At 37.0% G+C, this 12,286-nt stretch carries 11 protein-coding genes and 1 pseudogene; all 12 read left to right on the top strand.

Features of this window, described 5'->3' with window-relative positions:
* The first annotated feature begins 6 nt into the window (after positions 1 to 6).
* The 12 genes and pseudogenes from I6L50_RS24735 (at position 7) to I6L50_RS24680 (ending at position 12,235) form a co-directional block, all read left to right on the top strand.
* Positions 7 to 918: a helix-turn-helix domain-containing protein gene (locus tag I6L50_RS24735; RefSeq protein WP_002088056.1), complete on the top strand. Its 912-nt coding sequence runs from the start codon at positions 7 to 9 to the stop codon at positions 916 to 918.
* A gap of 63 nt (positions 919 to 981) precedes the next feature.
* The gene (pgsA, locus tag I6L50_RS24730; protein WP_002014596.1) at positions 982 to 1,560 is read left to right on the top strand and encodes a CDP-diacylglycerol--glycerol-3-phosphate 3-phosphatidyltransferase; all 579 of its coding nucleotides are present in this window, start codon (positions 982 to 984) and stop codon (positions 1,558 to 1,560) included.
* 20 nt (positions 1,561 to 1,580) lie between these two features.
* Entirely contained in the window at positions 1,581 to 2,819 is a 1,239-nt protein-coding gene (locus tag I6L50_RS24725; protein ID WP_002137911.1) for a competence/damage-inducible protein A, read from the top strand.
* A 142-nt stretch (positions 2,820 to 2,961) separates the two neighbouring features.
* Positions 2,962 to 3,570: pseudogene (gene recA, locus I6L50_RS24720) on the top strand (recombinase RecA); the annotation flags it as partial.
* A gap of 97 nt (positions 3,571 to 3,667) precedes the next feature.
* Positions 3,668 to 4,291 carry a PDDEXK family nuclease gene (locus tag I6L50_RS24715; protein WP_002137908.1) on the top strand — a complete coding sequence of 208 codons (624 nt, stop codon included), beginning with the start codon at positions 3,668 to 3,670 and terminating at the stop codon, positions 4,289 to 4,291.
* 265 nt (positions 4,292 to 4,556) lie between these two features.
* Complete coding sequence (locus tag I6L50_RS24710; protein WP_002088046.1) at positions 4,557 to 4,982, top strand: recombinase RecA family protein; 426 nt, start codon at positions 4,557 to 4,559, stop codon at positions 4,980 to 4,982.
* Positions 4,983 to 5,465: 483 nt separating this feature from the next.
* Entirely contained in the window at positions 5,466 to 7,031 is a 1,566-nt protein-coding gene (rny, locus tag I6L50_RS24705) for a ribonuclease Y (protein WP_002014600.1), read from the top strand.
* Positions 7,032 to 7,209: 178 nt separating this feature from the next.
* Entirely contained in the window at positions 7,210 to 8,004 is a 795-nt protein-coding gene (locus I6L50_RS24700; protein ID WP_002014601.1) for a TIGR00282 family metallophosphoesterase, read from the top strand.
* Positions 8,005 to 8,153: 149 nt separating this feature from the next.
* Positions 8,154 to 8,414, top strand: a complete 261-nt coding sequence (spoVS, locus tag I6L50_RS24695) for a stage V sporulation protein SpoVS (RefSeq protein WP_000404341.1) — start codon at positions 8,154 to 8,156, stop codon at positions 8,412 to 8,414.
* 59 nt (positions 8,415 to 8,473) lie between these two features.
* Positions 8,474 to 9,397, top strand: coding sequence for a dipeptidase (locus tag I6L50_RS24690; RefSeq protein ID WP_016092175.1), 924 nt, complete (start codon positions 8,474 to 8,476; stop codon positions 9,395 to 9,397).
* A 227-nt stretch (positions 9,398 to 9,624) separates the two neighbouring features.
* A complete protein-coding gene (locus tag I6L50_RS24685) occupies positions 9,625 to 11,382 on the top strand; it encodes a 2-oxoacid:acceptor oxidoreductase subunit alpha (protein ID WP_219303405.1) in 1,758 nt (585 codons plus the stop codon).
* Complete coding sequence (locus I6L50_RS24680; protein ID WP_002088040.1) at positions 11,369 to 12,235, top strand: 2-oxoacid:ferredoxin oxidoreductase subunit beta; 867 nt, start codon at positions 11,369 to 11,371, stop codon at positions 12,233 to 12,235. The genes I6L50_RS24685 and I6L50_RS24680 overlap by 14 nt, the downstream gene beginning before the upstream one ends.
* Positions 12,236 to 12,286 lie beyond the last annotated feature (51 nt).

The raw sequence follows: 12,286 nt of genomic DNA, 5'->3' as shown, positions 1-12,286 counted from the left end.
TTAGTAGTGACGGAATTAGGACAAAAGCTGACAGAAGCAAGAGAAGCTAAAGGCTTATCTATTGATCAGCTGCATGAGATTACAAAAATTCAAAAACGCCATTTAGTAGCGATTGAAGAAGGCAATTATGATGTGTTGCCAGGAGCTTTTTATGCGCGTGCATTCATTAAACAATATGCAGATGCTGTTGGATTAAATGGAGAGGAACTGCTTGTAGAATATCAGAGTACGATACCACAGTCTGAAAAACGTGAAGTTCCACAAGTATCAACTGGACAAAAAACACAAGAAACAATGCAAAAATCTTCATCATGGCCAATTGCGGATCATATGCCCAAAATTTTGATTGCGTTGTTAGTAATCGCATTTGGAGTGGTAGTCTGGTTTGTTATTCAAGCGTTAACTGGAAAAGATGATAGGCAAGTTCCAAATGCTCAAAGTGAGAAAATTGAGGTTCAAAAAGCAAAAAATTCTCCGCTAGATACAAAGAAAGATGAAGCGAAAGCGGAAGAACCAAAGAAAGAAGAACCAAAAAAAGAAGAGCCAAAGAAAGAGGAACAACCAGCACAACCAACTGGACAGCAAGAGATAAAAGTAGTTGGAACAACTGGTAAGGTATCTACTTTGGAAATTCATAATAATAAAACATTAGAACTGGAAATATCGGGTAAAGGTGCGAGTTATGTAGATGTTAAAGATGATGCTGGGAACGAAATTCTAAACACTACAGTACAAGGTGGCCAAATAGAAAAACGTGATTTATCAACAGTAAAAGAAGTGCGACTTAATATTGGAAATGCAACGAATGTTGAAGTTAAACTGAATGGTCAAGTGGTTGCTTTCCCATTGGATCCAGCAAAAGAACTTCACCAAAGATTGGTGATAAAAAACCAAGGGATAGGGCAAGCTGCGCAATAACAGTCATCGCTTCGATGACTTTTTTCAATGAACAAATGTTTTTGACATGATGGAGGAATAGCTGTGAATTTACCAAATAAAATTACAATATCTAGAATCTTCTTAATTCCAATTTTTATGGTAATTATGTTAGCGCCCTTTGAGTGGGGCTCATTTATAATTGGTGATGTAGAGTTACCAATTCAACATTTAGTAGGGGCACTTATCTTTATTATTGCTTCGGCTACAGATTGGATTGATGGACATTATGCAAGAAAGTATAATCTTGTAACGAATTTAGGGAAATTCCTTGACCCGTTAGCAGATAAATTACTTGTTTCGGCAGCGCTTATCACATTGGTAGAAATGCAATATGTACCTGCTTGGATCGTTATTGTAATTATAAGCCGTGAGTTTGCAGTAACAGGTTTACGCCTTGTACTTGCTGGGACAGGGGAAGTAGTTGCAGCAAATCAGCTAGGGAAAATTAAGACATGGACACAAATTATTGCGATTGCAGCATACTTATTACATGATGTACCGTTAAATCTACTTCATATTCCAGTTGCAGATATTTTCATATGGATTGCATTATTCTTTACCGTTATTTCAGGATGGGATTATTTCTGGAAAAATAAAGATGCTTTTGTAAACTCAAAATAGAAGTTTATGGGGGAATTGGGATGAATGCTGAAATTATTGCGGTTGGAACGGAATTATTACTTGGACAAATTGCAAATACAAATGCCCAGTTTTTATCTGAAAAGTTAGCTTCAATCGGAATTAACGTGTACTACCATACTGTTGTTGGGGATAATAACAAGCGATTACAGAAGGCAATTGAATTGGCTGAAGAACGAGCTGATATGCTCATTTTTACAGGTGGATTAGGACCGACAAAAGATGATTTAACGAAAGAAGCAATAGCGTCTAGTTTAGATGAAGAGCTTGTGTATGATGAAAAGGCATTAACATCGATAAGCGATTATTTTAAGCGTACAGGCCGTGAATTTACGGAGAATAATAAAAAGCAGGCGCTCGTTTTAAATGGATCGACTGTATTTGCGAATGATCACGGTATGGCGCCTGGTATGGGGTTAAATAAGAACGGAAAAGTTTATATTTTATTACCAGGACCACCAAAAGAAATGAAGCCGATGTATATAAGTTACGTAGAGCCTTTTTTATGTAAGTTTACAACGGGGGAAAATATTTATTCTCGTGTTCTTCGTTTTTTTGGTATTGGGGAATCTCAATTAGAGGTGAAAGTTCAAGATTTAATTGATGGACAAACGAACCCAACCATTGCACCACTTGCAAATGATGGAGAAGTGACATTACGTTTAACTGCCAAACATCATGATGCTGATGAGGCGGAGAAACTGATTCAGCATGTGGAAGATTTGATTTTAGAAAGAGTAGGAGAATTTTTCTACGGATATGACCAAGATTTCCTTCATTACAAGGCAATAAGGCTATTGAAGGAAAAAGGGTTAACTTTAGCGTGTGCAGAAAGTTTAACAGGTGGTCTTTTTGGAAATCAAGTAACAGAAAATGCTGGTGTTTCGTCTGTATTTAAAGGCGGTGTCATTTGTTATCAAAATGATGTGAAGCAACAAATTTTACATGTACCTGAAGAAGTGTTGCGTACTGATGGCGCGGTTAGTAAACAGTGTGCTCGCTATCTTGCTGAAAATGTAAAGGAACTGTTAAAAGCAGATATCGGAATTAGTTTCACTGGGGTGGCAGGACCGGATGCTTCAGAGCATAAAGAACCAGGAACAGTATTTATTGGATTGGTGATTAAAGATGAACCAGCTGTAGTCTTCTCGCTTAATTTAAGTGGAAGTCGTCAACAAATTAGAGAACGCTCTACAAAATATGGATTTTATCATTTATTTAAAAAGCTAGAAGAGATATAAATTTCTTCTAGTTTTTTTTGTTGGAAAACCTAGTTTTATTCGATATAAAATAAAAAATCGAATAAATGTTCGATTTTTGTTGGCAAATTGAATTGAAAATAGGTATAATAAGATTAGCAAGTTAGTTAAGGAGGAATTTTGAATGAGCGATCGTCAAGCGGCATTAGATATGGCGTTAAAACAAATAGAGAAGCAATTCGGTAAAGGCTCAATTATGAAATTAGGAGAACAAGCGGAGCGTAGAATTTCTACATTTTCAAGTGGTTCTTTAGCACTTGATGTGGCACTAGGGGTAGGCGGATACCCACGTGGCCGTGTTATTGAAATTTATGGACCTGAAAGTTCAGGTAAAACAACAGTTTCATTACACGCAATCGCGGAAGTACAGCGTCAAGGTGGACAAGCAGCGTTCATTGATGCCGAGCATGCAATGGATCCTGTATATGCACAAAAATTAGGTGTTAACATAGATGAATTACTATTATCACAGCCTGATACAGGGGAGCAAGGACTAGAAATCGCAGAAGCACTTGTACGAAGTGGAGCGGTTGATATTATCGTAATTGACTCTGTGGCAGCTCTTGTACCGAAAGCTGAGATCGAAGGGGACATGGGTGACTCTCACGTTGGTTTACAAGCACGTTTAATGTCACAAGCACTTCGTAAACTTTCAGGTGCAATCAACAAATCAAAAACAATCGCAATCTTTATCAACCAAATTCGTGAAAAAGTTGGGGTTATGTTCGGAAATCAACTACAAGTTGCTTAATCAGAGTGTAGTACTTGAATCTTTATTTGTTTTCTTCATTTAAGTCTTTATAAGGGATTTCTTATAAGGAGAGATTAAAATGGCAGTGACAATTGGAAATAGAACTTATCGAAACATAGAACAATGGCAAGTGGATTTTATTGCGACACATGCGGATAGAAAATTAAAAGATATAGGTAAAGAAATTAATCTTGATGAAAGGCGAGTAGGTGAAATATTAAAGTTACTCGGAATTAAAAGAACCAGACATTGGAAGATTTACTTACCTAAAACCGCAGAAGTTGAACAAGAGTTGAAAAATCCATATTTATCACATGTTGAAATTGCCGTTAAGTATGGCGTATCCGATACATGTGTTGCTAAAAGGAGAAAAGAGCTTAATGTAAAGGTCAGAAAGAAAAATTATGATACTTTACTGGAACAACAGGTTGAACAGATATTGTTAAGCTTAGATTTGGTGTTCATTAAGCAAAAAAGAATCGATAAGTGGTCTATTGATTTCTACTTAGGTAGAAAATATTGTTTAGATGTCCATGGGAAATGGGCACACTCACTCAAAAAAATAAAAGAACGAGATAAAAGAAAACTTTTATTTATGGAAGAGAGCTGCTATAAATATCTTGTTATACATGAAGAAGAACTAGCAAATAAAGAAAAAGTCGCGCAAAAGATTAAGGAGTTTACCATGGGTTTCCCTTGCTAGTGATAGCATGTTAAAAAACCTTGTGAACCTTATTGCCTAAGGGTGTAACTATTTATATAGTTGCTAACGGTGAAGCCCACCATTAATTAGGGTAATACCGTGCCAAGCTCCATAGTGATATGGGGAAGGTGTAGAGACTACCGAAAAGGACTTTTAGTTAACTGAGTAGGGTACGGCAGATGATAGGCTACTGCTGGAAGTGCAAGGCTCTCTGCAAAGAGATGAAGAGATAGTCCGGACTATAGAGATGGAAAATCTATAGATAGTGCCAGAAACAACTCCAGGTGGTCGTGCGTTGAAATTCTATTCAACTGTCCGTCTTGAAGTACGTCGTGCTGAGCAGTTAAAGCAAGGTAACGATATTGTTGGTAATAAAACGAAAATAAAAGTAGTTAAAAATAAAGTAGCACCGCCATTCCGTGTTGCTGAAGTTGATATTATGTACGGAGAAGGTATTTCAAGAGAAGGTGAAATCTTAGATATGGCTTCTGAACTTGATATCGTTCAAAAGAGCGGTGCTTGGTACTCTTATAATGAAGAACGCTTAGGACAAGGTCGTGAAAATTCGAAGCAATTCTTAAAAGAGAATACGGATTTAAGAGAAGAAATTGCCTTCTTTGTTCGTGAACATCACGGAATTGGTGAAAACTCTGGTGTTGAAGACACGGAAGATTCAACTCGTCAAGATTAAAAAATAAAAGACACGGTCCCGTGTCTTTTATTTTTTAATCCACTATGAAAGCGTTGTATATAGCTGGAGATAAAATATTTATTCTATCCAAAAGGCTATGTATAAAGGAGAATATTCATATATTTTAAGTGAATGAATTCGGATTTTCTAAGGTTTTCCAGGATAATATGCCGTCTGTTTTTTTAATCCATATAAGATTCAGGGCTGAAGGTAAAGAAAGTAAAAGTAGACAACGCTTGACAATGAAAATTGCGATAGATACAATGAGAATGTATATTTTTTCTTATATACGATATACTCTTCTCAAGAAGAGAAGTAATATTCGGAGTAAGACTTAAATCTTGCCGAAATAATAATATGACATTTTAATTGTGAAATGAAGAAAGTCCCTTAAAAAAGCGGGACGACGGTCTTTGCTGTACGTTGTAATTCAATGTACATGCCGACAGTCTTTTTTCATTCATAGTAAGGGGAGGTGAAATCATGAGTAGTAGTACAGTTTGGATACTCATCTCCATTTTGCTTGCAACAGTCGGTGCAGTTGTTGGCTTTTTTGTTCGAAAGTCTATTGCTGAAGCGAAGATTAATGGTGCAGCTAATGAAGCAAAACGTATTCTAGACGAAGCGAATCGTGATGCTGAAGCACTTAAGAAAGAAGCGCTTTTAGAAGCAAAGGATGAAATTCATACACTTCGTACAGAAGCTGAATTAGAAATTCGTGACCGTAGAAGCGAATTACAAAAACAAGAAAATCGTTTAATGCAAAAAGAAGAGAACCTTGATCGTAAAGACGAAACGCTCGATAACCGCGAGCGACAGTTAGAAAAGAAAGAGGAATCTCTTGTAGCGAAACAACAACAGATTGAAGAGTTGGAAAGCAAAGTGGGAGAGTTAGTTCAAAAGCAACAAACAGAATTAGAGCGCATTTCCAATCTGACCCGCGAACAAGCGAAAGCAATTATTCTTGGTAAAGTGGAAAGTGAAGTTTCTCATGAAATTGCCGTTATGGTAAAAGAAAGTGAAGTTCGCGCGAAAGAAGAAGCGGATAAGAAGGCAAAAGAGATTTTATCTCTTGCAATGCAAAGATGTGCAGCTGATCATGTTGCTGAAACAACCGTTTCGGTTGTAAATCTTCCAAATGACGAAATGAAGGGACGTATTATCGGACGTGAAGGTCGTAACATTCGTACGTTAGAAACGTTAACAGGTATTGACCTTATTATCGATGATACACCAGAAGCGGTAATTCTATCTGGATTTGACCCGATTCGTCGTGAAACAGCTCGTATCGCTCTTGATAAACTAGTACAGGACGGACGTATTCACCCAGCGCGTATTGAAGAGATGGTCGAAAAATCAAGACGTGAAGTGGACGAGTATATTCGTGAAGTCGGAGAGCAAACAACGTTTGAAGTGGGTGTTCATGGCTTACATCCAGATTTAATTAAAATTTTAGGTCGTTTAAAATACCGTACAAGTTACGGACAAAACGTCTTAAAACACTCTATGGAAGTTGCATATTTAACTGGACTTATGGCAGCGGAGCTTGGTGAGGATGAAAAACTAGCAAGACGTGCTGGTCTATTACATGATATCGGAAAAGCAATCGATCATGAAGTAGAAGGTAGCCACGTTGAAATTGGTGTTGAACTCGCAACGAAATATAAAGAGCATCCTGTTGTAATAAACAGTATCGCATCTCACCATGGTGACACAGAGCCAACTTCTATCATTGCAGTTCTAGTTGCTGCAGCAGATGCATTATCAGCTGCAAGACCGGGAGCTCGTAGTGAAACGCTTGAGAATTACATTCGTCGTCTTGAAAAGTTAGAAGAAATTTCAGAGTCTTATGAAGGCGTAGAAAAATCTTTCGCAATTCAAGCAGGACGTGAAGTTCGTATTCTGGTAAAACCAGATACAATTGATGATTTAGAAGCTCATCGTTTAGCTCGTGATATTCGAAAACGTATTGAAAATGAACTGGATTATCCAGGACATATTAAAGTAACTGTTATTCGTGAAACACGTGCAGTGGAATACGCAAAATAAAGTGGTGAAACACCACTTTATTTTTTTGTGTTGGAATTGGGTAAAATAAAGAAAATTATTTATGAGCAGTATGCAAGTGAAAGAAACTTATAATAGATAAATTGTAACTGTTGTAAGGAAATAGCTTTAAGTTATAGTATGGTAATAAAAAATGTAGTACATAGAAAGGGTAAGACATATGAGAATATTATTTGTTGGGGATGTAGTAGGATCTCCTGGTAGAGACATGATTCAACAGTACGTACCGGCATTAAAGAAGAAATATACACCGACAGTAACAATTATTAATGGAGAAAATGCTGCGGGTGGACGTGGAATTACGGAAAAAATATATCGAAACTTTTTAGAGTGCGGGGCACAAGCGGTTACGCTTGGAAACCACGCTTGGGATAACCGTGAAGTATTTGAATTTATCGATGATGCAAAATATCTTGCAAGACCAGCTAACTTCCCAGAAGGAACGCCGGGTAAAGGGCTTATCTTTGTAAATTGTAATGGAACAGAAGTTGCAGTTATTAACTTACAAGGACGTACTTTCCTTCCTCCAATTGATTGTCCATTCCGTAAAGTGGATGAGTTAATCAGTATTGCAAAAAAACGTACAAACATTATCTTTGTTGATTTTCATGCTGAAACAACAAGTGAGAAGCAGGCGTTAGGTTGGTATGTAGACGGTCGTGCTACAGCGGTAGTAGGTACACATACACACGTTCCTACAGCTGATAATCGTATTTTACCAAGCGGAACAGCTTATATTACAGATGTTGGTATGACAGGCCCATATGATGGGATTTTAGGTATGGATCGCGAAGCGGTATTGAAGAAGTTTTTAACGAACTTACCAGTGCGTTTTGAAGTGACGAATGGTAGAACACAATTAAGTGCAGTGTTAATTGATGTGGATCCTAATACAGGGAAAGCGAAGAAAATTGAGCGCATTTTAATTAATGATGACCAGCCATTTTTTGACTGATTTTCAACGAAAAGTTAGAGAATTCGTTATATTTTAATTTTTTAGAAAAATTACAGAAGTTTAGCAGGAATACGTGCCATTCCTCGTGAATATAAGTTAAAGTGAAATAATTGCTATTACTTTTTATAGAAACGAGGAGGAAACGCGGAATGGAAATATTAAAAGTTAAAGCAACGTCGGTCCCTAATTCTGTAGCTGGTGCACTTGCAGGTGTTATTCGCGAACGCGGAACAGCAGAAATTCAAGCTATTGGTGCAGGTGCATTGAACCAAGCGGTAAAGGCAGTAGCAATTGCAAGAGGATTTGTAGCGCCTAGCGGTTTGGACTTGATTTGTATCCCAGCGTTTACAGATATTATGATTGATGGTGAAGAGCGTACAGCGATAAAATTAATTGTAGAACCTCGTTAAGTTGAAACAACCTGTTTGCATGTATGCAAACAGGTTGTTTTTGTAATGGAGGAATGAAAATGAAAATTTTTGATGCGCATTGCGATGTACTCTTTCAGTTATGGAGTGCAAAGGGAAAAAAAGACTTTCAAAACGATTCACAATTACATATTACATTTGAACAATTAATGAAAAGAAAAGGAAGTATACAATGCTTTGCTATATATATACCAGAAACAGTAGCGTATGAAAAGCGTTTTGAAGTTGCGCTGCAAATGATAGATATTTTTCATAATGAAATTCTATCGCTACCAGGAATGAAGTTTATTCAGACAAAAAACGATATTAACATGCTAAAACAGGACGAGATTGGAGCATTATTAACATTAGAAGGATGCGAAGCAATTGGAAAAGAAGCGATGAAATTACGTTTGTTTTATCGCTTAGGTGTACGTTCCTTTGGATTGACATGGAACTATGCCAATCTGTTAGCTGATGGAGCGCTAGAGGCACGTGGAGCAGGTTTAACTACATTTGGTAGACAAGTTGTACAAGAACTTAATACGTTACATTTATGGACCGATGTGTCTCACTTAAATGAAAGAAGCTTTTGGGATGTTATTGAAATTGCTAAAAACCCAATTGCATCTCATTCAAACTGTTATCAACTTTGTGGGCATCCACGCAATTTAACCGATGAACAAATAAGAGCCCTTATAAAGAAAAATAGCATTATTGGTATTACTTTCGTACCGCAGTTTTTAACGAATGAAAGACAAGCGAATATAGCAGATATATTAAGGCATGTGGAATATATTTGTTCATTAGGTGGAGAAAAAAATATAGGGTTTGGTTCTGATTTTGATGGGATTTTAGAAACTGTTGTAGGTGTAGAAGCATATAGGGATTATGAAAATATAATGAATCAATTGTGTAAAAAGTATAATGAATCAACTGTAGAGCGATTTTTGTATAAAAATTTTGTTGACTGTATAACGTTCTAAAAAATATGTTTTAAAAATTCAGAAAAATTAAAATAAATTTACTTGAATTTATTGATTTTTTTAAGACCTAATACTAGAATGGTAAACGAAATAGCATTATACTAAAGATTAAGGGAAATCAGAAGAGGCATAATTTGCGTCCATTGTAGTTTATTTGCATAAAAAATGCTAAACTATTACTGTAAAAAAATACACTACAATGAATGCAGCCAAAAGGGGTGTAGGAGATGATTAGTCAACTTTCATGGAAAGTTGGAGGCCAACAAGGTGAAGGAATTGAAAGTACAGGAGAAATCTTCTGTATTGCATTAAACCGATTAGGATATTACCTATACGGTTACCGCCACTTCTCATCACGTATTAAAGGCGGCCATACAAATAATAAAATTCGCGTAAGTACAACAGAAGTACGTGCGATCTCAGATGATTTAGATATTTTAATTGCTTTTGATCAAGAAACAATTGATTTTAACTTCCACGAACTACGTCCGGGCGGAATTGTAGTTGCAGATGCGAAATTTAATCCGACAATACCTGATAATACAGATGTAAATCTATATGTGATACCATTTACGGATATCGCTTCAGAATTAGGCACATCTTTAATGAAAAACATGGTTGCTGTTGGGGCATCTAGTGCGGTATTAGGATTAGACGAAACAGCTTATTTAGAGGTTGTTGAAGAAATCTTTGGTCGTAAAGGAGAGCAAGTCGTTCAAAAGAATATGGAAGCAATTAAACGCGGCTCTCAATACATGAAAGAATTGCTTGGTGAGAAAGTAAACATGATGCAGCTTGAAAAAGCTGATGGTCAGAAACGCATGTTTATGATTGGAAACGACGCAATCGCATTTGGTGCGGTAGCTGGTGGTGCTCGCTTTATGTCTGCATATCCAATCACACCTGCATCTGAAATTATGGAATATTTAATTAAAAAGTTACCGAAAGTCGGCGGAACAGTAATCCAAACTGAGGATGAAATCGCAGCTTGTACAATGGCGATCGGTGCAAACTACGCTGGTGTTCGTACATTAACAGCATCTGCTGGTCCTGGTCTTTCTTTAATGATGGAAGCAATTGGTTTGGCAGGTATTACTGAAACACCGCTAGTTATCATTGATACACAACGCGGTGGCCCAAGTACGGGCTTACCAACAAAACAAGAGCAGTCTGACTTAATGGCTATGATTTACGGAACGCATGGTGAAATTCCAAAAATCGTAATGGCGCCAAGTACAGTTGAAGAAGCTTTCTATGATATTGTAGAAGCGTTTAACTTAGCAGAAGAATATCAAGTGCCTGTTATTTTCTTAACAGATTTACAGCTTTCTTTAGGAAAGCAAACAGTAGAACCACTTAAGTTAGATAAAGTGGAAATTCGTCGTGGTAAGCTTGATTTAGAAGTAGAATTACCAGAACGTGAAAATAAAGCATACTTCAAGCGTTATGAAATAACAGAAGATGGGATTTCACCACGTGTTTTACCTGGTATGAAAAATGGTATTCACCATGTTACAGGTGTAGAACATGATGAAACGGGTAAACCATCTGAATCAGCGTTAAATCGTAAAGATCAAATGGACAAACGTTTCCGTAAAATGGCGAATTTACAGTTTAATACCCCTATTTACAAAAATGCTAAGCATGATGACGCAGACGTATTGTTAGTAGGCTTTAACTCAACTCGTGGTGCGATTGAAGAGGCAATGCAGCGTTTAGAACAAGAAGGAATGAAAGTAAACCATGCCCATGTACGTTTAATTCATCCGTTCCCAACAGCTGAAATCGATCCACTTGTGAAAAAAGCGAAGCGTGTTGTAGTAGTAGAAAACAATGCAACTGGTCAGCTTGCTAACATTATGAAAATGAATCTTGGCAATGGTGAGAAAATTTCTAGTCTTTTAAAATACGATGGAAATCCATTCTTGCCGAAAGAGATTTACAACGAATGTAAAAAAGGGGTTGTATTAAATGGCAACATTTAAGGACTTTCGTAACAGTGTAAAACCAAACTGGTGCCCAGGTTGCGGAGACTTCTCGGTGCAGGCTGCGATTCAGCGTGCGGCAGCTAACGTTGGTTTAAATCCAGATGAGCTAGCTGTTATTTCTGGTATCGGCTGTTCCGGTCGTATTTCAGGGTATATTAATTCATATGGTTTGCATAGTATTCACGGACGTGCTCTTCCGATTGCACAAGGTGTGAAAATGGCAAATCGTGATTTAACAGTTATTGCATCCGGTGGTGACGGTGATGGTTTTGCGATTGGTATGGGACATACAATCCATTCTATTCGTCGTAACATTGATATTACGTACATCGTAATGGATAACCAAATTTACGGATTAACAAAAGGTCAAACTTCACCACGTAGTGAAGCTGGATTTAAAACGAAAAGTACACCACAAGGTTCAATTGAACCATCACTAAATGTTATGGAAATGGCTTTAACAGCTGGTGCGACATTTGTGGCGCAAAGCTTTTCAAGTGATTTAAAAGAATTAACGCAAATTATTGAAGCTGGTATTAATCATAAAGGCTTTTCATTAATTAATGTATTTAGTCCATGTGTTACTTACAATAAAGTAAATACGTATGATTGGTTTAAAGAGAATTTAACGAAACTAAGTACAGTAGAAGGATATGATCCATCTAACCGCATGATGGCTATGCAAACATTAATGGAAAAGAACGGGTTAGTAACAGGTTTAATTTATCAAAATACAAAGCAGCCCTCTTACCAAGAGCTTGTAAAAGACTATAGTGAAAAACCTTTAGTGCAAGCTGATTTGAATATGGATCAGAAAATGTTTGATGAGCTTGTTGCTGAATTTATGTAATGATCGGAGAGAAGGTTGCCACTTGGTAACCTTCTTTTTGAGTGAATAAAA

The organism is Bacillus sp. FDAARGOS_1420 (assembly GCF_019344915.1).
GTDB lineage: Bacteria > Bacillota > Bacilli > Bacillales > Bacillaceae_G > Bacillus_A > Bacillus_A mycoides.
Note: the sequence above shows the minus strand (reverse complement) of the source record. Positions and strands in the feature narration are given on the sequence as shown.